Annotated in this window: 24 protein-coding genes; 5 read left to right on the top strand and 19 right to left on the bottom strand. The window is 38.8% G+C overall.

Translation table 11 applies throughout. From position 1 onward, the window contains the following. Positions 1–7 precede the first annotated feature (7 nt). Positions 8–793 (top strand): phosphate ABC transporter ATP-binding protein PstB, encoded by a 786-nt coding sequence (gene pstB / locus SFC47_RS20720; protein ID WP_411256456.1) that lies wholly within the window; start codon positions 8–10, stop codon positions 791–793. A gap of 18 nt (positions 794–811) precedes the next feature. Then, on the top strand, positions 812–1,474 hold the full coding sequence (gene phoU / locus SFC47_RS20715; RefSeq protein WP_411256390.1) for a phosphate signaling complex protein PhoU: 663 nt from the start codon (positions 812–814) through the stop codon (positions 1,472–1,474). A gap of 110 nt (positions 1,475–1,584) precedes the next feature. Here phoU and SFC47_RS20710 read toward each other — a convergent pair whose 3' ends face one another. From SFC47_RS20710 to rlmD, 8 genes are all read right to left on the bottom strand, one after another. Next, positions 1,585–3,261 carry a M4 family metallopeptidase gene (locus SFC47_RS20710; RefSeq protein ID WP_411256455.1) on the bottom strand — a complete coding sequence of 559 codons (1,677 nt, stop codon included), beginning with the start codon at positions 3,259–3,261 and terminating at the stop codon, positions 1,585–1,587. Between the two features lie 236 nt (positions 3,262–3,497). Continuing rightward, positions 3,498–4,037 carry a hypothetical protein gene (locus SFC47_RS20705; protein ID WP_411256389.1) on the bottom strand — a complete coding sequence of 180 codons (540 nt, stop codon included), beginning with the start codon at positions 4,035–4,037 and terminating at the stop codon, positions 3,498–3,500. Between the two features lie 156 nt (positions 4,038–4,193). Next, positions 4,194–5,270, bottom strand: coding sequence for an ABC transporter substrate-binding protein (locus SFC47_RS20700; protein ID WP_411256388.1), 1,077 nt, complete (start codon positions 5,268–5,270; stop codon positions 4,194–4,196). Continuing rightward, a complete protein-coding gene (locus tag SFC47_RS20695; RefSeq protein ID WP_411256387.1) occupies positions 5,267–6,067 on the bottom strand; it encodes an ABC transporter permease in 801 nt (266 codons plus the stop codon). Before SFC47_RS20695 ends, SFC47_RS20700 begins: the two co-directional genes overlap by 4 nt. Then, positions 6,068–6,871: an ABC transporter permease gene (locus SFC47_RS20690; protein WP_411256386.1), complete on the bottom strand. Its 804-nt coding sequence runs from the start codon at positions 6,869–6,871 to the stop codon at positions 6,068–6,070. It lies immediately after the preceding gene. After that, positions 6,861–7,958, bottom strand: a complete 1,098-nt coding sequence (locus SFC47_RS20685) for an ABC transporter ATP-binding protein (protein WP_411256384.1) — start codon at positions 7,956–7,958, stop codon at positions 6,861–6,863. The genes SFC47_RS20690 and SFC47_RS20685 overlap by 11 nt, the downstream gene beginning before the upstream one ends. Positions 7,959–8,264: 306 nt before the next feature. Further along, the gene (locus SFC47_RS20680; RefSeq protein WP_411256382.1) at positions 8,265–9,230 is read right to left on the bottom strand and encodes a tRNA dihydrouridine synthase; all 966 of its coding nucleotides are present in this window, start codon (positions 9,228–9,230) and stop codon (positions 8,265–8,267) included. 20 nt (positions 9,231–9,250) lie between these two features. Further along, the gene (rlmD, locus tag SFC47_RS20675; RefSeq protein ID WP_411256381.1) at positions 9,251–10,624 is read right to left on the bottom strand and encodes a 23S rRNA (uracil(1939)-C(5))-methyltransferase RlmD; all 1,374 of its coding nucleotides are present in this window, start codon (positions 10,622–10,624) and stop codon (positions 9,251–9,253) included. 171 nt (positions 10,625–10,795) lie between these two features. On the opposite strand from rlmD, the gene SFC47_RS20670 reads away from it, so the two are divergent. Continuing rightward, complete coding sequence (locus SFC47_RS20670; RefSeq protein ID WP_411256380.1) at positions 10,796–11,134, top strand: hypothetical protein; 339 nt, start codon at positions 10,796–10,798, stop codon at positions 11,132–11,134. 243 nt (positions 11,135–11,377) lie between these two features. Here SFC47_RS20670 and SFC47_RS20665 read toward each other — a convergent pair whose 3' ends face one another. The 9 genes from SFC47_RS20665 to SFC47_RS20625 all read right to left on the bottom strand — a co-directional run bounded on the left by SFC47_RS20665 (position 11,378) and on the right by SFC47_RS20625 (position 18,716). Continuing rightward, entirely contained in the window at positions 11,378–12,844 is a 1,467-nt protein-coding gene (locus tag SFC47_RS20665) for a nicotinate phosphoribosyltransferase (protein WP_411256379.1), read from the bottom strand. A gap of 58 nt (positions 12,845–12,902) precedes the next feature. Then, positions 12,903–13,454 (bottom strand): cysteine hydrolase family protein, encoded by a 552-nt coding sequence (locus tag SFC47_RS20660; protein ID WP_411256378.1) that lies wholly within the window; start codon positions 13,452–13,454, stop codon positions 12,903–12,905. A gap of 106 nt (positions 13,455–13,560) precedes the next feature. Beyond that, positions 13,561–14,502, bottom strand: coding sequence for a diacylglycerol kinase (locus SFC47_RS20655; protein WP_411256453.1), 942 nt, complete (start codon positions 14,500–14,502; stop codon positions 13,561–13,563). Between the two features lie 180 nt (positions 14,503–14,682). Then, positions 14,683–15,594, bottom strand: coding sequence for an SLC5/6 family protein (locus SFC47_RS20650; RefSeq protein ID WP_411256377.1), 912 nt, complete (start codon positions 15,592–15,594; stop codon positions 14,683–14,685). After that, positions 15,591–15,683, bottom strand: a complete 93-nt coding sequence (locus SFC47_RS20645) for an LPXTG cell wall anchor domain-containing protein (protein ID WP_411256375.1) — start codon at positions 15,681–15,683, stop codon at positions 15,591–15,593. Before SFC47_RS20645 ends, SFC47_RS20650 begins: the two co-directional genes overlap by 4 nt. After that, positions 15,680–16,756, bottom strand: a complete 1,077-nt coding sequence (locus tag SFC47_RS20640; RefSeq protein ID WP_411256374.1) for a DUF6677 family protein — start codon at positions 16,754–16,756, stop codon at positions 15,680–15,682. Before SFC47_RS20640 ends, SFC47_RS20645 begins: the two co-directional genes overlap by 4 nt. Continuing rightward, positions 16,753–17,235, bottom strand: a complete 483-nt coding sequence (locus tag SFC47_RS20635; protein ID WP_411256373.1) for an anti-sigma factor family protein — start codon at positions 17,233–17,235, stop codon at positions 16,753–16,755. The genes SFC47_RS20640 and SFC47_RS20635 overlap by 4 nt, the downstream gene beginning before the upstream one ends. Then, positions 17,232–17,777 carry an RNA polymerase sigma factor gene (locus SFC47_RS20630; protein WP_411256451.1) on the bottom strand — a complete coding sequence of 182 codons (546 nt, stop codon included), beginning with the start codon at positions 17,775–17,777 and terminating at the stop codon, positions 17,232–17,234. The genes SFC47_RS20635 and SFC47_RS20630 overlap by 4 nt, the downstream gene beginning before the upstream one ends. Before the next feature lie 156 nt (positions 17,778–17,933). Next, the gene (locus tag SFC47_RS20625; protein WP_411256372.1) at positions 17,934–18,716 is read right to left on the bottom strand and encodes a class I SAM-dependent methyltransferase; all 783 of its coding nucleotides are present in this window, start codon (positions 18,714–18,716) and stop codon (positions 17,934–17,936) included. A 109-nt stretch (positions 18,717–18,825) separates the two neighbouring features. Here SFC47_RS20625 and plsY point away from each other — a divergent pair, with 109 nt between their 5' ends. Then, entirely contained in the window at positions 18,826–19,452 is a 627-nt protein-coding gene (gene plsY / locus SFC47_RS20620) for a glycerol-3-phosphate 1-O-acyltransferase PlsY (protein ID WP_411256370.1), read from the top strand. A gap of 34 nt (positions 19,453–19,486) precedes the next feature. On the opposite strand, the gene SFC47_RS20615 is transcribed toward plsY, so the two are convergent. Then, the gene (locus SFC47_RS20615) at positions 19,487–20,038 is read right to left on the bottom strand and encodes a thioredoxin family protein (protein WP_411256368.1); all 552 of its coding nucleotides are present in this window, start codon (positions 20,036–20,038) and stop codon (positions 19,487–19,489) included. A 215-nt stretch (positions 20,039–20,253) separates the two neighbouring features. Here SFC47_RS20615 and putP point away from each other — a divergent pair, with 215 nt between their 5' ends. Further along, positions 20,254–21,732, top strand: a complete 1,479-nt coding sequence (gene putP, locus SFC47_RS20610) for a sodium/proline symporter PutP (RefSeq protein WP_411256366.1) — start codon at positions 20,254–20,256, stop codon at positions 21,730–21,732. Between the two features lie 37 nt (positions 21,733–21,769). Here the strand turns inward: putP and SFC47_RS20605 are convergent, their stop codons facing one another. Next, complete coding sequence (locus SFC47_RS20605; RefSeq protein WP_411256365.1) at positions 21,770–22,447, bottom strand: DUF421 domain-containing protein; 678 nt, start codon at positions 22,445–22,447, stop codon at positions 21,770–21,772. Positions 22,448–22,845 lie beyond the last annotated feature (398 nt).

Below are 22,845 nucleotides of genomic sequence, written 5' to 3'. Positions count from 1 at the left end.
ATTAAGAATGAATAATTCAACACTGATGCAGGAACCAACGAAAGAAGTAAAAATAAGTGTTAGAGATCTTGATTTGTTTTATGGCGAAAAGCAGGCACTTCACTCCATATCACTTGATATCCATGAAAATGAGGTTACAGCTCTAATCGGCCCATCTGGATGTGGTAAATCAACTTTCCTCAGAACATTAAACAGAATGAATGATTTGATTGATGGCGTCAAAATTACCGGCAATATTATGATTGATCAGGAAGATATATACAAAACCACTGATGTGATAAAATTAAGAACCAAAGTAGGAATGGTGTTTCAGAAGGCAAACCTATTTCCTATGAGTATTTATGATAATGTGGCATATGGTCCAAGAATGCAAGGAATTAAAAATAAAAAAGAGCTAAATGAAATTGTTGAAAGCAGCCTGCGTGGTGCGGCCATTTGGGATGAAGTAAAGGACCGTTTAAAAACTTCAGCACTTGGTCTTTCTGGCGGTCAACAACAGCGGATTTGTATCGCACGTGCCATTGCAATGAAACCGGATATTATCCTAATGGATGAACCTACCTCTGCACTGGATCCTATCTCTACACTAAAGGTAGAGGAATTGATTGAAAAAATGAAGAAGGATTATACCATTGTCATTGTTACCCATAATATGCAGCAAGCAGCGAGAATCTCCGATAAAACAGCCTTTTTCCTAAGTGGAGAAGTCGTTGAATATGATGAAACAAGTAAAATCTTTTCAATGCCGCGCGACCAAAGAACTGAAGATTATATTACTGGCAGATTCGGTTAATATTAGGAGGGTATTATCATGATGGTGGTTCGTGAAAACTTTGATAATAAATTGGAAGAACTCCAAGCAAAAATGAAAACAATGTCCGACTTAGCGGTTTCCTCAATTGAAAAAGCCTTTGAAGCCTTTAAATCAAAAGATGTGGAATTGGCCTTAAAAGTAATCGATGAAGATGAGGCTGTGGATGATTTAGAAATTGAAATTAATCAGTTCATTATTTGGCTTATGGCAAAGGAACAGCCTGTTGCCAGGGACTTACGGAGAATCATCGGTGTTTTAAAAATCAGTTCGGAAATAGAGCGAATTGCAGATTTCGGTGTTAATATAGCAAAATCGACTATTAGAAGCGGGAACATCAATTCTTTAGTGGATATATCTAATCTTGAGAAAATGAAGGATATCTCCATTACGATGCTTCAAAAGGGTTTAGATTCTTTCATTACTGGTGATATGAAACTTGCCAAAGAAGTTGGCGAATTAGATGACGAGGTTGATCGCTTTAGTGACGAAACCTACAAATCCATCACCAGTTATTTAAAAGAACACCCTGAAGAAACAGATCAATTGGTACAATTATTATTGATTAATCGGTACCTCGAAAGAACTGCTGACCATATTACAAACATTGCCGAAAGTGCAGCCTATTTAATCAAAGGCCAAATGTATGATTTGAATGCATAAGGACATGGGAAGGACATGGGGACGGTTCTCTTGGTCCCACTTTCACATAGTTAGACTTTCTTACTCAAAAAAATCCCTCAAACTATTAGTTTGAGGGATTTCTGTAACTTTTAATAAATTCCTACCGCATCAAATCCAGCATTCGCTGCAGCCACTTCCACGCTGCCTTCACCATAAAGGTCAATGGCAGACTGAACAACTGCCTCCCTGGCGTCACTGAAATCAGAATTTGAAGTTAAATATACCGTTAAGGCACGATAATAAATTTGCCCTAATTTTTCTCTGCCAATTTCTTGAGCAATTAAGTATGCAGCATGGTTTGTAATCGAGGAGTTAACATGAACTCCGCCGCCATCAACAGAAGTTGGCATGTTATAGAACTCGTCCATATGGTCCGGATATACACCGCCATTTGTACTATACGCCCTTCTTTGCTCGTTGCTGACGATTACACTGTTTGGATTACTTAAGCTGCGCAATACCGTTACACCTTCAGCTTTAGCAGCTGGTGCCATAATATCCTCGCCCATTTCCCAATCACTGTCATCAACTAGTGCACCAAAGACGTCAGCAAACGATTCGTTTAATGCTCCAGATTGATTGCGATATACTAAATTCGCCGAATGAGTAATGACACCATGTGTCATTTCGTGGGCAGCAACGTCAAGACCAGCTGATAGAGAAGTCATAAATATACCGTCTCCATCACCATAGGTCATCCAACGCCCATTCCAAGAAGCATTGTTATAGTTTGTACCATAGTGAACTTTGGAGATGATTGCCATTCCTTCCCCATCGAGAGAATTACGCCCATGTTCATTTAAGAAATACTCATATACCTTTTCGGAATTATAGTGGGCATCAACAAGCGCTCGGTCATAATCGCCGATAAATGCCGCAGAATTACCCACATATAGAGTATCATTACTGGATGTGTTATCGTTTTTAGCATCGTATGTTTCGATGCCGCCGAGATTCTCATGAGAGTAGTCAGCTAAAGCAAACTTCGTTCCAGAATTTGGTTCTTTCACTTGAGTAATATGTAATTCCCTGTGCTCCCCGTGTACACCTTTTCCAACACCTTTTTGTGACTTACCTTCATTTGCATGCATTAAGCCATTATACTGATCGATTACTTTACCTGTATTTGCATCCACAAACACAAACCAGTTTCCTGGCTCCTCACCCATGAAGTTAACATTAACTTTATAGGCAGTATAATGTTCTCCTTCAAAAGGAAGGACAACTAGCTCAGTAGAGGGCTCATATGTCAGCTCTTCAGGAGCATTGACAGAGGATAATGCCGACTTTAGTGCCGCATCACTACTTAAAGAAACAGTCGTATCCACTGGATCTTCAGCTATATTTTGATTTATTCTTCCATTAACAGATACAACTTCATTATTCTTATTAAAATGGACAACAACCTCGGACCCTTCTACGCTCACTCCATTTACTGCCTGGTTATAGCGAACATGAGTCATACCAAGTTTATCTTTTTGGATATTCTTAACCTTTAAATTCTTATCTGGATTTTTAATACCGGTTTTACCTTCATTTTTCTTCAAATAATTTAACGCATTGGAAGATGAACTTGAAGAGAACTTCTCTGCAAATTTCTCTTTCACAAATAAAGGTACGCTTGCTTTCTCATTCCACACCTTAGAGGCTTGTACACTGCTTTGTGCCTTCGAATCAGCCGGCTGTGCAAATACGCTACTAACGGGAATAGAACCTGCCAGCATGGCTGACGACAGTGCTACAGGTAAAATAAATTTTTTCTTCATCATTCAACGACCTCCTATTATTTTCCATAGAGCTATTATAGTTTAATAGGATTAAAATAACATGAATAATTAGAATTATTTTAATATTTTAATAAATAAATAGAATAAGTATAATTAACCTCTAACTATAGGTATAATATACCAACTTATGAATTTATTGGTATAAAACCAACAAAAAAGAACCCTCAAACTCTTAGTCCGAGGGAGCATAATTTTTATATCTAAATCATAAAAAATTACTCTCGTTCAAATGACCATCTTACTTCATTTGATGTTAAACCATCTCCGAATGCAAGATGATAATCTTTGTCTTCTAAAGCGTCATAAACAATTTTCATCGTAACAGTTTCATTTGGCTGAATTTCTTGAACTTCGTCAGTAATATGTACAGCAATAGCGTAAACTGCTTCATCAGATAAAGGTATTATTCTACCATCACTATAAAGAATTGAAGACGTTTCAATTGCTTTGTCAGAAACATTTTTAAAATGAATAGTCGCTTCAATCAGTGTTCCATAACTTGATGTTTTTCCTTCGATTGAATCGATAAAATTTACACTTTCAGGAGTAACTTCATAACTTCCAATAGTAGATTCAATTAATCCTGTTTCGCCAATCTTAAGGACAGCTGTATCACTATCTTCGCTTATAGTTTCTTTTTGATCATTAGAACTTGTTTCGTTTTGGTCATTAGAACGTGTTTCATTGTTATTACTGCAAGCAGTTACAGCAAAAATTAAAACCATCAATAATAGTAAAAAAACTTTTTTCGCCATTAATTGCACCTCCATTAACTGTCTACTATAAATCACAAATTCGAAGTAATCAAGGGATTAGGTTATAAATTGCAATGCTCTATAAACAAAGGGACCAAATTCCTATATGAATTTTGGCCCCTTAAAAAATTATTTCAAAATCGGCTTCACAATGAATTACTTTAATGACATTTTAAATTCTAAAAAGTATTCGTTATATTTCCCCAGCAGCTCAAGACCTAGATTTTCATATACCTCTAAGTTTGCCCGGCTTTCTTCACGCGGGTAAAACCGTTCATCGTTTACTACTTCATCATCTAATAGTTCCCACGCTGCTTTATTTGGAATCGCATATCCTACATAATCCGTGTTTTGTGCAGCTACCTCTCTATCCAGCATAAAATTAATAAACTGGTGGGCTCCTTCCACATTCTTTGAAGTGGCAGGAATAACCATGTTATCAAACCATAAGTTTGAGCCTTCTTGTGGTACTGCGTAATTCAGCTCTTCGTTCTCAAACATCATATCTGCTGCCTGCCCTGAGAAGGTTACGGCTACTGTAGCTTCATTATTAATCATTAGGGGTGTAATTTCATCTCCAATGATTGCTTTTACATTGCCGTTAAGTTGTATTAATTTTTTTAATGCTTCTTGTAGTTCTTTTTCATCACGTGAATTTAACGAATATCCTAAGCTATTTAAGCCCATACCGATGACTTCACGGGCTCCATCTACTAGGAATACTTTATTTTTTAGTGCCGGATCCCATAAATCGTCCCACGAATCAAAAGTGATATCTTCCGGAATTTCATTAGGATTATAAACTACCCCGACCGTTCCCCAAAAGTAAGGAATGGAGTATTTGTTTTTCGGGTCGAACGGCAAATCTAAAAAGTAAGGATCGATATTTTGCAAGTTTGGAAGTTTCGAATGATCAATTTCTATTAACAAATCTTCTTTTATCATAGTTTCTATTGTATATTCGGATGGGACAACAACATCATAAGATGTGCCCCCTTGTCTAATTTTCGTCAACATTGCTTCATTGGAATCGTATGTTTCATAAATAACAGTAATCCCTGTTTCTTCTTCAAACTGGTCGATTAGCGTTGGGTCAATGTATTCTCCCCAATTGAAAACAACTAAAGTGTCCTTCCCTCCGGCAGAGCTTCCTGCTTCAAGTTTTGCCGCAGCAAACGAAAGGAGGCCGCATGTTATAACGATTGCTAACATGATTTGAATTAAAGATTTCATTTAATCGAGCCCTCCGTTTTTTTCGAACGCATCGTAATGAAGTAATACATAACGACAATACCGACTGTCACGATAAACACCAGCCCTGAGATAGCATTAACGGTTAAAGTAATACCTGCGCGTGCCATCGAATAGATCTCAACAGACAATGTACTAAATCCGTTACCAGTAACAAAAAACGTAACAGCAAAGTCATCTAACGAATAGGTTATCGCCATAAAAAAACCAGCTAAAATCCCCGGTTTAATATATGGAACAATAACACGTGTTAAGACATCACGTCGACTTGCTCCTAAATCAAGTGCTGCATCAATTAAGTTCGTATTCATTTCCAAGATTTTAGGCAGAACCATTAATACAACGATTGGAATACTGAAGGCAATATGTGAAATCAATACGGAAAGAAAGCCAAGTTTAACTCCAATCATTGTGAATAAAATTAAGAAGCTTGCCCCAATCACAACATCTGGGCTGACAATTAAAATATTATTCAATGATAATACGATGTTACGTATTTTGTAATTTCTTAATGAAACTATACCGACTGCTCCAAGAGTTCCGATGATGGTTGCTATTAACGCTGACAACAATGCAACAATTACGGTATTGATTAAGATAACGAGCAGGCGATGATCATCAAATACAGCTTGATAATGTTCGAGTGTAAAACCTTCAAACGCACCCATTGAACCGCCGCTATTAAATGAATAAAAAATCAAGTAGAAGATCGGTGCATATAAAATAACAAACACGATAGCTAAATATACTTTAGCTGTAGTCGTTAAATTAGATCGCATTTATGCTCGACCTCCTTTTTTCTTTGTGCGAGTAAACACCATGATGATAAACATAATTAAAATTAAAAACACAGCAATGGTTGAACCCATTCCCCAGTTTTGAGCGACTAAAAACTGCTGTTCTATCGCTGTACCAAGTGTAATTACCTTGTTCCCTGCAATTAGGCGCGTAATCATGAAGAGGGAAAGTGCAGGGATGAACGTTACTTGAATCCCTGATTTTACTCCTTCAATCGTTAAAGGAAAAATGACTCGCCGGAACGTTGTAAGCGGTGAAGCACCTAAGTCACGAGCTGCGTAAATTAATGACGGATTCATTTTATCTAACGCGTTGAAAATAGGGATAATCATAAACGGGATAAAAATATACACCGCAACAAACACAAAACTAAAATCGGTAAATAAGATTTGCGTCGGGTCGAAGCCCAACAATTCTATAATGGCATTAACCGGCCCGTATAAACCAAAAATCCCGATAAAGGAATACGTCTTTAATAATAAATTTATCCATGAAGGAATGATAATGAGCATGAGCCATAAATGCTTATGCTTTGTTTTCGTCAAAAGATAAGCAGTTGGATAAGAGATGATCAGTGTAAAAAACGTAATGATTAATGCATACCAGAAGCTCGTCAGCGTCATCGTTAAGTATGCAGATGTAAAAAAGTTTTTATAGTTTACTAGCGTAAAATCTCCGTTTAAATCGAGCATCGAATAATACAACACGAGCCCAATCGGTGCAATAACGAAGAGCGCAATCCATAGTGTATATGGGACGAACGCTGGTTTTGACTTAAACTTCATTACTATACGCCTCTATGCGTGCGTCAAATTCTTCTTCCGTTTCGTTTAGACGCATAATATGAATCGCTTCAGGGTCGAAATCAAGACCTACTTGTGCACCTACTTCAGCCTTTTTCAATGAGTGTACAAGCCACTCATTTCCTTCCTTATCATATGTTGATAACTCGTAATGTACGCCGCGGAATAGCTGCGTATCGACGCGAACATCAATTTTACCTGCCGCTTTTGATGTAATCTGAAGGTCTTCTGGACGAATGACAACATCGATTTTTTCGTTTGGCTTCATACCGCCGTCGACACAGTCAAATACCTTTCCAGCAAATTGAACTTTATAGTCTTCTAGCATGACACCGGCAACAATGTTTGACTCCCCAATGAAGTCTGCCACGAAGCGATTAATTGGCTCATCATAAATATCAACAGGCGTACCAGATTGCTGTATAATCCCTTCGTTTAAAACGAAAATTTCATCACTCATCGCTAATGCTTCCTCTTGGTCGTGCGTTACAAATATAAATGTTTTGCCCAGACGCTGTTGAAGCTCGCGCAGTTCATATTGCATTTCTGTACGCAGTTTTAAATCAAGTGCTGATAATGGTTCATCAAGTAAAATTACTTCTGGGTCATTAATGATTGCACGTGCAATCGCAACCCGTTGACGCTGACCGCCTGACATTTCTGTAATTTCACGGTTTTCATACCCAGCTAAGTTTACGAACTTTAACGCTTCTGCTACGCGCGTTTTAATTTCAGATTCTTTTACTTTTTTAATCCGTAAACCAAATGCTACGTTCTCAAATACGTTTAAGTGTGGAAATAGAGCATAGTCTTGGAATACGGTGTTTACTTGACGCTCGTTTGCAGGTACATCGTTAACACACTTTCCGTTAATGTATATATCCCCGGTTGTCGGTTTTTCAAAGCCTGCAATAATACGTAAAATCGTCGTTTTCCCGCAGCCTGAAGGGCCAAGTAATGTGTAGAATTTTCCCCGTTCCAGTTCAAAGCTTACATCTTGTAAAACCTTCGTCTGACTGTTGTAAGATTTTGTTACGTTATCAAAACGGATAATAATATCGTTTTCCATGGAAGCCTCCTATGAATTAAGAATAAATAGAATCTACTAAAATAGTGGTTTACTTTTTTATAATTGTGACAAACAAAGTCGCCTTATCGAACTTTTTTACTATAAAGAAACAAATCGATTAACCATGCAGGGTATCGAATTGAGTTTAGTCATAGAAACACTAAAAATCAACCATTTTTTCTTGCTTTACAGCACTAAAAACCCCTTCAATTCATTTTTACACAAAAAAAACCCGTTTTTTCGGGTTTTTTACCATTATCTGCCTTCCCTGCCTTGAATGGAGATGCTTCAACTGTTCCCATTCCCTCAAAGATTCTTTGACTCAAAGTGATCAAGCAATTCCCGCACTTGATCTGTTGATTTTGTATTCATTAATTGATTTCTTAATTCACTTGCCCCCGGGAAACCTTTAACATATATTTTAAAGAAGCGATGCAGTGCAGTGATGGAACGCGGCACTTCCACTGAAAATTTATCTTGAAGATCTAACTGCAGTCTTAGAAGATCAAGGTATTCCTGAGTGCTATGCTCTTTGGGCTCTTTTTCAAAGGCAAATGGATTTTTAAAAATGCCCCGTCCAATCATAACCCCATCAACACCGTATTGATTCGCCAGCACAAGACCGGTTTGACGGTCAGGGATATCCCCATTAATCGTCAATAGTGTCTCAGGTGCCACCTGGTCACGGAGCTTCTTAATTTCCGGTATCAACTCCCAATGAGCATCCACTTTGCTCATTTCGTTCCGTGTACGAAGATGAATGGAGAGATTTACAATGTCTTGTTTCAAGATGTGTGTAAGCCAGTCCTGCCATTCGTCTATTTCCGCGAAACCAAGTCTTGTCTTCACACTAACAGGCAATCCCCCTGCCTTTGCTGCTTGTATTAATTCTGCTGCAACATCCGGACGGCGAATAAGGCCGCTTCCCTTCCCGTTCTGCGTCACATTCGGTACAGGACACCCCATATTAATATCTATACCCCGAAAGCCCAGCTCCGCCATACCCATACTCATTTGTCTAAAGTATTCAGGCTTATCCCCCCATATATGGGCCACAATCGGCTGTTCATCTTCTGTAAATGTCAACCGGCCGCGAACACTCTGCTTCCCATCAGGGTGACAATAACTATCCGAGTTGGTAAACTCTGTAAAAAATACATCAGGCCTGCCTGCTTTACTCACTACATGACGAAAAACAACATCCGTCACATCTTCCATTGGGGCAAGTATAAAAAAAGGCCTTGGTAGATCACGCCAAAAATTATCTTTCATTTTAAACTCAAATCCTCTCACTATCGATACAACTCCAACAACGCGACCGCTTCACAATGTGTTGTCTGTGGAAACATGTCAACCGGTTGAACTTCCACTGTTTTATAGCCCCCATCTTCAAGAATCCGTAAATCACGTGCCAGTGTGGCTGGGTTACAGGATACATAGACTACTTTTTTCGGTTTCATGTCAATGATGGTTTGCAAGAAGACCTCATCACAGCCTTTCCGCGGCGGGTCTACCACTAGAACATCAGCAGAATTTCCCTCTTTATACCACTCGGGAATCACAATTTCTGCTTCCCCCGCTTCAAACTCTACATTTGTTATTCCATTTAACTCTGCATTCCGTTTCGCATCTTCAATCGCTTCTGGTACAACTTCCACGCCGAAGACCTTTTTTGCCCTTTGTGCTAAAAACAGTGAAATCGTTCCAATTCCACAATAGGCGTCGATAACGGACTCTTCCCCACTGAGCCCTGCATACTCAAGTGCCTTATCATAAAGAACCTTGGTTTGAACAGGATTCACCTGATAAAAAGATAAAGCAGAGATGGCAAATTTCACATCACCTATCTTGTCATAAATCACTTCATTACCCCAAAGAACGGTTGTTTTTTCACCAAGGATGACATTTGTACGTTTTGAATTAACGTTATGCACGATCGACTTAACTTTTGGAAGGCGTCCAACAATTTCTTCAACTAGTTTGTCTTTGTTTGGAATATCCGTGGTTCTGGTAATAAGCACTACCATCAGCTCACCCGTTTGTTGTCCATAACGAGCCATGATATGGCGAAGAACACCTTTATGGTATTCTTCTTGATATGCTGATATCCCTAAATCACTGCATATTTCCTTAACTGTTTGAACTGCCTCATTAATCTCAGGCAGCTGTATCAGACTCTCATCAGTATCAACAATTTCATGACTTCTAGGCTTGAAAAATCCAGCAATCAGCTTCCCATCTTTTTCACCAACTGGAACCTGTGCTTTATTTCGGTAATGCCATGGGTTGTCCATCCCTAGAATAGGGTGGACAGTCACATCCTCTAGTTTACCAATCCGGGCAAGCACTTGCTTAACTTGGTTTTCCTTATACTTCAACTGCCCGGTATAAGTGATATGCTCCAGCTGACAGCCGCCATATTTATGAAGCTCACTATTAGGTACGTCCACACGGTATGGACTTTTCTCATAAATTTCTATCAATCGTCCGAAACCGTACCCTTTATTAACTTTTATTACTTTAACCTGTGCTTTTTCACCTGGCAGCCCATTTGGAATGAACAATGGATAGCCTTCCACCTTCGCTACCCCTGCTCCGTCATGCGTTAAATCTTCAAATACCACATCTATATAATCATTTTTTTTAACCGGTATTGTTTTTTTCATTTCTTACTTCCTTTACTCCGATTTGACTAGCAAGATTGTATCATAAACCCAATCTAATTGCGAAATCAGCCATAAATTGATGCTATACCCTTTTACATCGCGAAAAATGTCGGAGCATTTTAATTTAACAACATAACAATAGTGTTTATAATTAAAACATCTCGGAAGGAGGTGATTACGATAAAGAAGGTAAAAATTCTTCCCATCTCATTGCTCCTTGCCTTCATTTTCTTTACCGTTTTTCTTCATCAGTCTAAGATCATTACTCATCTGCAGCATGAACATAAAGCGGTTCTAACCATTGACGATTGGAGTACGAAATCATCATCCGACGATGAAGGTAAACATCTATACCATCTTTACTTTATTGGAGTACTTGCCTTAATTACTCAGATCGTAGTCACCCTTTACAGAACTCCTCCTAGAATATACACCAAGAATCTTATCTTCCTTTTACCCGTTTTTCATCAGTCGAATTACGTTATCTCCTCCTCTCATTTGATAAGTTAAAACTTACAAAAAGGGAGGAAAATTAAATGTGGATTCGCTTCTTAATGATTGGGGTATTTTCATTAACTGCAGCAGGAATGCTTACGTATCAAGGCATAGAAATTTACCATGCTTTTATGGATTTCTTTAAGAATAAATAAAGATTAATAGTGAATCCCGCGGGTTTTAGAATTTATCCGCGGGATTTCTTGTTTATTTCACGATCAAAAAGAAAGACACCCCTTTAAAGGGTGCCCTACTTTCCTATTCAGCCTTCATCTGTACCACTTTCTCTTTCACTTCTTCAATATTTCTCATTTTGTTATCCCAGCATTTTTGGCTTAAGTCTACTGGATATTCCTCAGGATTCATCGTCCGCTTATATTCATCCCAAAGAGCAGCAAGATTCTGCTTTACGTATTCGCGCGATTCTTCCAGACATGGCATTTCATAGACAAGCTCACCATTCGAAAAAATCACTTCATGAAGCTCTTTTGCCGTAAAGTTTGTAACAATTTTATTCATATACGTATGCGTTGGGTGGAACATTTTCAGGCGCTTCTCCGGCAATATTTCATCCTCGAGGGCAATGTAGTCGCCTTCTGCATGGTTATTTTTATTATTGATAATGCGGTAAATTTTCTTAATCCCCGGAGTTGTTACTTTTACTGGATTAGAAGAGATTTTAATTGTATCTTCCATTTTACCGTTCTCGTCCTCTATCGAAACAATCTTGTAGACAGCCCCTAGTGCCGCCTGCTCATAAGCCGTAATCAGCTTTGTTCCAATTCCCCAGCTGTCAATCTTTGCACCCTGAGCTTTTAGGTTAAGAATCGTGTACTCGTCAAGGTCACTTGAAGCAAATATTTTAGTCTCCTTGAATCCTGCTTCATCAAGCATTTTTCTGGCTTCCTTTGAGAGATAGGCTAGGTCACCGCTGTCTAAGCGGATTCCTACGAAATTGATAGAATCACCCATCTCCTCAGCGACCTTTATTGCATTCGGAACACCCAAACGCAGGGTATCGTATGTATCAACCAAAAAGACGCAATCCTTATGAGACTCGGCATATTTTTTGAATGCCATATATTCGTCCTTGTAGGCCTGGACCATCGAGTGTGCATGTGTACCAGAAACAGGAATTTGAAATAATTTACCCGCCCTGACATTACTTGTTCCATCAAAGCCGGCTAAATAAGCTGCCCGCGTCCCCCAAATAGCCGCATCCATCTCCTGGGCCCTTCGAGTACCAAACTCCATGGCAATCTCACTTCCGAGAACCTGCTTAATACGAGAAGCCTTTGTCGCAATTAATGTTTGATAATTGATGATGTTTAAAAGTGCCGTTTCAATCAATTGAGCTTCACAAAGCGGGGCATCCACGCTCAAAATCGGCTCATTGCCAAAAACAAGCTCTCCCTCTTTCATACAGCGAATGGTACCTGTAAAGCGCAAGTTCCTTAAGTATTCTAAAAAGTCATCCTCGTAGCCCACTTCATTTTTTAAATACTCCAAATCATCTTCTGAAAAGCGGAAGCCCTTAATAAACTGAATGACTTTTTCCAAACCGGCAAATACCGCATATCCATTTCCAAAAGGGAGCTTACGGAAGAACAATTCAAATACTGCACGTTTTTTATGTCTGCCGTCTCTCCAATACGTTTCTACCATATTAATTTGGTATAGATCTGTATGCAGAGCTAAGCTATCGTCCTGATAAATGTTTTTCATCCTAACCCTCCGAACCACTACTTTTTCAACATATTAAACAATATTACCATTATAAAATCTATTTAACCAGCGCTCCAAGCGTTTGCTCAAAATGGCCCAAAGCCCATTCATGTCCCTTTTGGTTAAAGGAAGCGACTGCCTCCTTGTAGATAACAATTTTAAAGCCCTTATTATACGCGTCTACCGCCGTATGAAGAACACATATATCTGTGCAGACCCCAACAAGGTGCACCTCTGTAACTCCCCGTTCCCGCAGCTTAATTTCAAGATCTGTACCGGCAAAAGCAGAATATCTTGTTTTATCCATAAAATAAACATTTCCAAGTTCTTTATTTTCCTCATACAGGTTTTGAAGTCCGCCAAACAAATGTCTTCCTGAAGTTCCACGAATGTTATGCGGCGGGAATAGTTTTGTTTCTGGATGATAGGTATCTCCCGTATCATGAACATCGATGGCAAAAACAACAAAATCATCGTGATCTATAAACTCACGTGTTAATTGAACAATTTTTTCTTCAATCGCCTGACCCGGCTCACCACAAGTCAATGCACCGGCATCCGCAACAAAGTCGTAAGTATAATCAATATTAATAAGTGCCCTTTTTTCCATTTCACTGCCTCCTCTTTCCTCTTATTCTTATTCTTATTACTATTCTGTACCAAAATCTTTTTTCCTCTAAACAAAAAAGCCCGCTCCACAATGGAACGCGGCTTTTTCAGCTATATCTTTGTCCTGGTACCCAGTCAGTTGGTTTATCCAGTGGACGAATATCATCAAGTGGTACAAATACCTCTAAATGCCTGTACAAGTTTGCAAACTCAGCGGGCAGCAATCCACCGAATTCACCATCAAGATTCAATTGAACCTTTTCATTCGAATGAACTTTAATCCGGCTTGCCTTTGCATAAATAACATTAGGGTCATTCACATGTTCACCGCGGATCGCTAATGTTGCAACGCGGACAAACTCCGCTAAATTAATCTTTTTCAATATCAGTAATGAAAACATTCCATCATTAATCGATGAATCTGGAGCAATCTTTTCAAAGCCGCCAATTGAATTCGTCAGCCCAACAAGGAATAACATTGCTTCCCCTTCAAAAAGCTTGCCATCATACTCAATACTTATATCTGATGCTTTAATAGAAGGGAGCATTTCCATCCCTTTTAAATAATAGGCGAGCTGCCCCAGCATCGTTTTCAGTTTGCTTGGAACTTCGTATGTAAGCTCTGTGATTCTGCCGCCGCCCGCAATATTAATAAAATACCGGTCATTAATCCGGCCAATATCCACAGGAATCCGTTCACCTTTTGTGATAATATCGACAGCTGCCCCGATATCTCTTGGAATATGGAGGGCTCTTGCAAAATCATTTGTTGTACCGGATGGGATAATTCCAAGCTTCGGTCTGTATTCCTGCTCTGCTAAGCCATTAACCACTTCATTTATGGTGCCGTCACCACCTGCAGCAATGACAACATCATATTTTCGTTCCACTGCAATCCGAGCAGCTGCTGTTGCATCCCCCGCACCTGTCGTAGCATGGCAGGAGGCCTCATACCCGGCAGCCTCAAGCTTCTCTAGTATCTCCGCCAAATGACGCTTAAGGATTTCTCTTCCTGAAGTGGGATTATATATTAATCGTGCTCGTTTCATCATTCATCATCCTATTTTATGAAATCAAATAAATGGCATCTGATGGATCTCTTCTATATTCTACCAATTTACTCCTTGGCTTACAATTATTAACCCAAGCAACAAATATTATTCTATCCATAACTCTGCCGTCTACTATCATACCTTTTTTTTATTTTTTTGCAAAAAATAAGATGAGAACTAATTACGGTTTAAACTAACATAATTTGTATTCGTAATGGTTACTTGGTACTTTCCCTCACCAGACTGATGAACAGCATCTACACGATCACCTTGATTTGGGTCACCTTTTTTGGTTATATTCCATGCGCCCTCTGCACCTTCAACTCCATATACATTAACTGCTTCAATATTTAAATTGCTATTCTCTCGAGCCTTTACATCTAATTCTGAGGCGCCGTCAATACTCCAATTATTCTCAAGTCCTCTCGGGTTTAAGCTTAGGCTCGCTCCGGTACTAATGACCTCAAGCTCCACACCCTTTGGAATAAGAATGGTTGAAGCTACTTGCGGGCGGCTATAAAATGGGCCCACCTCGTTCGGAAGTGTCTTAACATTTACAAACAGAGTATCTCCCTTTTTGTTTGCATACACATATTCATCTGAGCTTTTTATGAGCTTTTCCCTTTTTGCAGTCTCAGTCCGGTACGTCCCAAACATCGACAACTCTTTTTCATCAGTAGCTTCAACTGTTGTTTGATAGGATGCCGTTCTAAGGACAACTCGTTTTATACTATCATCGATTTGGTAGGTGAAGTTTGGAAGCTCAAAGGAACGTTCTTCCCTGGCAGCGAGCTCTTCCACCTTCCCCATAACACCGGTTGCACTAAGAGTCGCAAACAATATTCCAATGGTACCAAGCAAACCTACAAAGAGAATACTGACAAAATCATATTTTAAAATAGGCTTCTCCTGCTTTGAGAAAAACAAATAGAGAAGAATTTCAATCCCAAGAACGATTAATAGAATCGGCCACCATGAGCTCATCACATGAACAAGATCTAAACCCATAAACCGTGAAAGAAAAAGGAAGAGGCCGAGAAAAACAAGCGATGCCCCCATTGAAAACGTACCCACACGCCATGTTCTCATATCTCCTGCTCCTTTCTTTTTCTAATAAGAAAACCAATTCCAACACCTATTAAAAGGACCCCCGTTAGTGTATTCTGCCATCTTTTCATGATTTTCCTTCCTCCCTTTTTTGCTTGCTGCCAGATAACAGCTTTATTCCTCCGCCAATTAACAAGACACAGACAAGACCCGTTTGCAAATAGCTTTGTATCCAATACATTAAATCAATATTAATCAAATCGGAGATCATTGGTGAAAAGACAGGAAGTACCACGTTCATTAATAGGTAGTAAAGCCCCATTACAACTAATCCAATCCCAACCCATTTCTGGTGATTAATTAAATATGAAATAATCGGAACATCTTCAATCTCTTCTTCACCGTATCTGGATAGCTTTTGCATAGCGTCAAAAAAGCTGTAAAACCAGATTATTGGTATTAAGAACAGGAAGATTCCAAGACGTAAAACATCTAAAATATAGATTGAGAACAAGAAGGCTGCCATTAACTGAATTCCGCGTTTTTGTAAACCTAGATACAAGTGGCCTGCACCTGGAAAAATCGAGAGGAAGGTTGCAATTGATTTACTTTTCTTCCCATCATCTCTCAGTGTTTCAAAGTCCTCAAAAATCGTCTGGTCAACAAGCTCCTCACCACGCTGTTTTTTATTCAACTGCTGGACAGAGTCAAAAAATCCATACACCCAGATAATTGGCAAGCCCGCTAAAAATACGAGAAACTCAGAACGGCTGCTTAGGGCCGTTACAAAAATCACCATGACTCCAAGTCCTAAAAAGGCACCTAACAAAGTCAGTCCCCGGTTCATCAGCCCCAACTGAAAATGACCGAGGCCAGGCACGAACGACAGCACAATGGTATAGAACCTTTCTGATTCCTGTGTAGCCTGTGACGGGGGCTCATCAGGATTAGCTGCTCGTACTGCTTTCTTTTGTTTGGAAATTTGTACCCCCAAGTCAATAAAACTAACTAAATATATGAAGATCCCCACCATAAAGCATAGTAAAGCCACTTCACCATTGTTGGAAAATAACGCAATGACCGTTATGAATGCTAAACCCACAACAGACAATAAATAAAGTACTCCTCGAATCATGTTACCGAAATAAATATGGCCGAGGCCTGGGAATAGCGCTAGTGTTAACGCCTTCGTTGAGCTTTTCATTTTTTATTTGCCTCCTTTTTCTCCAAAGAATCCATCCATGCAAATGTTTTATCAATTACGCCTTCTGTGACACTTGGCTTTTTTTCCTTTAAATGCTGCGTAGCCTCTACTGCACTTGCATAGGTGGCAAGTGATTGAAACACACCCGAAAAGGTAAGCAATAGAGTTGCAGCAGCTGCAATGATATAGTGAAACGCTGCCTGTTGATAGAATGCCTTTTTCACTTTTACAGGCTGTTTTATCACTGACGGTTTTTCGATGAACTCTTTTTGTTTTGAAACACCTGCCATCACCAGGTCTGTAAAGCTGTTCTCGTTTGAAAGAACTGGAAGTGATGATTCATGTTCTGTAACAGCTTGTAAATAATGTTCCAGACATTGGTCACATGTATATAAATGACTTTCTAGTTCCTCACGGGTCTTAAAGCTTACTTCGTTTTTAACATAGCTCAACCACTCATCATAAGTGTAATGCTTCATGAAAAATCGTCCTCCTTCCAATTCTTTTTCATCCAAACACGCGCCCTGTATAGCTTTGTTTCAATTGTCTTCACCTGTACATTCTGTTCTTCCGCCAATTGCTGATAGCTTTTTTCCGCTATATAGAAACCGTATATAACATCTCGATAATTCTCAGGAAGCTCATCAAGTCTTTTTCTAACGAGCCTTTGCCTTTCATTAACGATTAGTTCTTTCTCAACACCATCCTTTGGAGTGCCTAGTGCCTGCTGCTCCAATGCCTCCACTACTTCTTCTTTTCGTCGTGCTTGCTTCCTTTTTATATCGATTGCATGATTAACAGCTATTCTGGTCATCCAAGTTTTAAATCCTTGATTTTCATATTGGGAGAGAGAGGAATATATTTTCATAAATACTTCCTGGGCCGCATCTTCTGCTTCCTTTTGGTCGCGCAGTACTGCAAAGAGTGTCCGGAACACGTCATTACGGTACTTCTCAACTAAAAGCCTGAAGGCATGGTCACTGCCTTCTATTACTTTTTGTATTAATGCTGAATCACTAATCGCTCTCTCCCCCTTTCTATCTGACCTTCACCTTATTAGACGAGATGATCGTTACAAACCCCTACACATTTTTTAAAAGTTTTTTTATAATCACTAAAATATCAGCAAAAAAAACGTGCGGAATATTCGCACGTTTCGGCCAATCTAGTCTTTCTCCTATTGGTGGAGCCTTAATATACACACATTACATTGATGAGGAATATTGTAAGGCTCATGGTCTGATAGGGAAACTTTTAAATCTTGAAGTGCATGTTCTCTTACTTTCTCCTCTAATCCTGCAAGCCAGGAGACAGATTCCATTCTCTCAATCCATTTTTCCTTTGAAAAGGTAACCGAATAATTAAGTCTATAAAAATCACTTAACTCAAAACCATTTTTATGCCATTCATCAAACCACTCTATAGGGAAGCCGTTTATTCTCTGCTTAGATTCTGCTTTGGCTCCAGCAGGTTTTAATCCGCCGCTTACGTATTTAGATAAGACTTCGAATGTCTTCTCAACCTCTTCAGAACCAGTAAGAAAGCCAGAATCTATAACTATTAATGTACCTTTTTCTTTTAAAATTCGTTTTATTTCTAGAATGGCCTTTTCACGGTCAAACCAGTGCCAGGCACGCATGACGGTTACGATATCGAACTCAGACTCTTGTAATCCAGTACTCTCAGAACATGCTTCTATATAAGGAATGCTATAGTTTTTTGACCTATTTAATTCAATGGCATACTGCAGTAATTCTTTTGATGGGTCTATGCCAATAACTTCAGCTTTTCTCATTGACATTTTCCTTGTTAAGGCACCTGTCCCACAGCCAATATCCGCTACTTTTTTCCCATCAAAAAAAACACCTCGGATGTACAAGCTGTCCATTAAACTTACGGGAATATCTTCTCGTGTCTTCGCATAACTTTTAGCAACTTGACCAAAATTTATATGCTCCATGTCTGTCGCCCCTTTAATATTTCCTATTACAGGAATTATTAAAATGATACCATTGATTTATGGTAAAATGCTATTGATGTAGAAGATAATCTGACAAAGGAATGATGATATGCTCTGGTTGCTGCTCCTATCCTCCTATTTGATTGGAAGCATTCCGACTGCACTGATTGTGGGCAAGCTGTTATTTGGGGTTGATATTCGCGACCATGGAAGCAAAAATCCTGGTGCAACGAATACATTAAGGGTTCTTGGAAAAGGTTCTGCCATTTTCGTCGTACTTGTCGATATTGGTAAAGGAGCACTTGCTGCTTATCTTCCCTTGTACTTCAACCTGGATGCTGAACCGCTTTATTTTGGTCTGATGGCGGTAGTAGGACATTGCTATCCCATTTTTGCCGGTTTCCGTGGTGGAAAAGCGATTGCTACAACGGCCGGAACATTAGCAGTAGCAAACCTGCCGCTGGGTGTAATTGCTTACGCTGCCTTCTTTTTAGTCATCTTTTTAACAAAGTACGTATTTTTTGGCTCCATCTCTGTAGGACTTAGCTTGCTGATTTACTCTTATTTTTCACCTAATATTGAATTTGAACTTATCTTTTTACTTTTTACTTTATTTTTGATTTATCTTCACCGTTCTAATATACGGAACCTTATTCTAGGAATTGAACCCAAAATCAATGACAAGAACCTAATTAACGACCGAATTCCACCAAAGAATAACGGTGTGAAAATGTAAAAAATCCCTGGCTGAAAACGCCAGGGTTTTATTTTTACAATATGGCTGTCATTATGCTGTTGGCAACTGTTTGCCAAATGGATGAATCAGTCTGATAAGATGTCCCAAGACGTTTATATAATGCCATTTGCTTTTCTTGGAAATCCGGAGCTTCCTTATCAGGCAGTTCTGCACGTCCCTTTTCTACAAGAGCCTGCATTTGGGGTGCACGCGGTCCCCAAACTCCCACTTCATTTCCTTCTTGGTCAATGAAAATAAAAATTGGAATCGCTCTTGATGTACCATTCGTTAAATATTGGTCCATTAACTCAAGATTTTGATCCCTTAGTACAAAACGCACCTCGATATTGGCTGCTTCGGCCACTCTAAGCAAAACCGGGTTATTGAGCATGGCGTCCCCACACCAATCCTCCGTAAGGACAATGGCTCGCAGCTTTTTTGATTGTAGTGCTTCAAGCTTTCTTTTGTCCTCTTCCTTTAACTCGAAGCGTTCATAAATGGAGACCATCTCTTCTTTATTGCGGGTCATTACATCAATGTACTGATTTTTTGTTAATCCCTTTTGAAACCAAGAATCTAATTCCAATATAAACACTCCCTTCAACTTATTATTATCATAATCCTTTCAATCTTTACTTACAAACAAATGGATTATCCCTTTCTTGCTATTATTGTACAAGTATATTTTCCTATTTTAATAAAGTAATAAATTAACATTGGAAAAAGGATTTATAAGTTGATAGAATATTTTATATATGGGGAATATTATTTTAATTTATTTCTACAATAGGAGGAAAATCTATGTCCAATGAAACACTTCAGCTAGTATCTATTGGAATTTACATCGCGATGATGCTTTTTATCGGCTGGTATTCCTATCGAAAAACTAGCAATCTTACGGATTATATGCTTGGAGGAAGGTCTTTAGGACCTGCTGTAACCGCCTTAAGTGCTGGGGCTGCAGATATGAGCGGCTGGCTGTTAATGGGCTTACCTGGAGGGATTTATGTAACCGGTTTAGCTGATGCCTGGATTGCCATTGGTTTAACCATTGGCGCTTATCTCAACTGGTTATTGGTTGCACCGCGGCTGCGATCTTATACACAGGTTGCCAATGATTCAATTACGATTCCAAGTTACCTGGAAAACCGTTTTAAAGATAACACGAAGCTCTTGAGGATTGTATCTGGTATCGTTATCCTTATTTTCTTTACTTTCTATGTTTCATCTGGAATGGTTTCCGGAGCAGTCTTTTTTGAAAGCTCCTTTGGTACAAGCTATCATACAGGTCTTTATATTGTTGGCGGTGTTGTGGTCGCCTACACTTTATTTGGAGGCTTCTTAGCAGTAAGTTATACCGATTTTATCCAAGGGTTAATGATGCTGATTGCTCTTTTACTTGTTCCAGCAATAGGAATCTTCAGCACAGGTGGCCCTTCAGAAACATTTGAAACGATTCGTGCTATCGACCCTGCTAAACTTGATTTATTAAAAGGAACAACCTTTTTAGGAATTATATCTGCAATGGCATGGGGACTCGGCTATTTTGGTCAGCCTCACATCATTGTCCGCTTTATGGCGATTAAGACGATTAAAGAAACAAAGAGTGCGCGAAGAATTGGGATGGGCTGGATGATTATAACTCTTATCGGGACAATTTTCACAGGATTAATAGGGATTGCTTATTTTGAGAAAAATCCTCAACATGTATTAGAAAATCCTGAAGCCGTATTTATAGAATTGAGCCAGATATTATTCCACCCGCTATTTGCAGGTTTTGCGCTGGCTGCGATTCTTGCGGCTATTATGAGTACAATTTCTTCACAATTAATCGTAACATCAAGTGCATTGGTTGAGGATTTATACAAAGTGGTAATGAATAAAGAAGCAAAGGATAAACAGCTTGTGTTCTTAGGAAGAATGGCTGTACTTCTTGTCGCTGTCGTTGCGACTCTTCTTGCTTTCAAGCAAAACAGTACGATATTGGACCTTGTCGCCTACGCATGGGCAGGGTTTGGGGCTGCCTTCGGACCGGTTATTCTGCTAAGCCTATTCTGGAAAAAGATGACCCATTGGGGAGCACTTTTTGGGATGATTGTTGGTGCTGTCACCGTTATTGTTTGGAAAAATGTTGGTCTTGGCGACACTCTATACGAGATTGTTCCAGGGTTTGCGCTTAACCTGCTCGTCGCAGTTCTTGTAAGTTTTATTACTTACAAGAAAAATGAAGTGATTGAAAAAGAGTTTGATGAAAGTGTCCGCTTATTAAAACAAGAATAGGTTTTAGAGAAAATGTCCATATTTATATGGGCATTTTCTACTTAAAAGTCTGTACAAATAGCCCATCTCCTTGCAGCCATTCTGCAATAAATACATCTTTATAATCCGTAATTTGTTGAGTAATTAATTGTGATTTTAGCCACGATTCATCGAAGCCCAAATCAAAAATTTCATCCCATAATACTTCACCATCTCTTATTAAGGTGACAGGTACAAAAACTACTTTGGAAGGCATATTGAAATCTTCCTGAGTCGTTTTTTGATACTTTGACTTTTTTAATATGCTAATTGACCCGTTCGCTTCTAAGTAGCAAAAGGCTACCTCACGCATAGAAAAGGTTTCACTTTGCCTGAGTAAACTTTGAAGTTGGTTAATATTCATCCTATTTTTCCGTAATGCTTCTCGATCTACAATTCCATTTTTGATTAGCGCGGAAGGTTTTCCTTCAACCACTCCCCTGAATGAAAGAAATTTTTGACTTAGGATTTCAACAACAAATAACAATCCTCCCCAAATGGTCATCGAATAAAGAATATAAAATACTCCTATTTTATGATCATATAAAGCATTTCCTAATAATTCACCCAATACAATCGCAGCGATAAACGTAAAAGGTGAAATTTGGCTAATGATTTTCCTCCCAACAACCTTCACAATAATAAACAAGAAAAAAAAGCCTACGATGAGTTCAATTGTTAAGTACATAATTTTCATTTGTTACAAACTCCATTCAACTTACTTTGACTTCTTTCTCTAGTATTAGCAAAAACCAGGCAAAACCATCACTAATCAAACGTTTGATTAAATTAAGATTCCCCCCTATCATTAAAGGTTTTTACTCCTAAAAACGGTAGAATCTTGTCGTTTAACTAAACGTTTGATTAGTTTCGCCTTACCACCTTTAAATATAGGCTTGATGGCTCTTATACAGCAAAATAAATGTCGATTTATATCCTAATAATTATAGAACAGCACTTCCTACCTGAAATCAAGTTAGGTTTCGACAAGCTTCACCAGCAGAACTGTTAATCAAACGTTTGATTAACATGATAATAAATCCTTGTATATATAGGTTTTCCTTGAAAAAAGGGTAGAAAAAAGTCTACTAATCA

This window comes from Neobacillus niacini, assembly GCF_046591715.1.
GTDB lineage: Bacteria > Bacillota > Bacilli > Bacillales > Cytobacillaceae > Neobacillus > Neobacillus niacini_L.
This window is presented reverse-complemented; position numbering and strand designations above follow the sequence as displayed.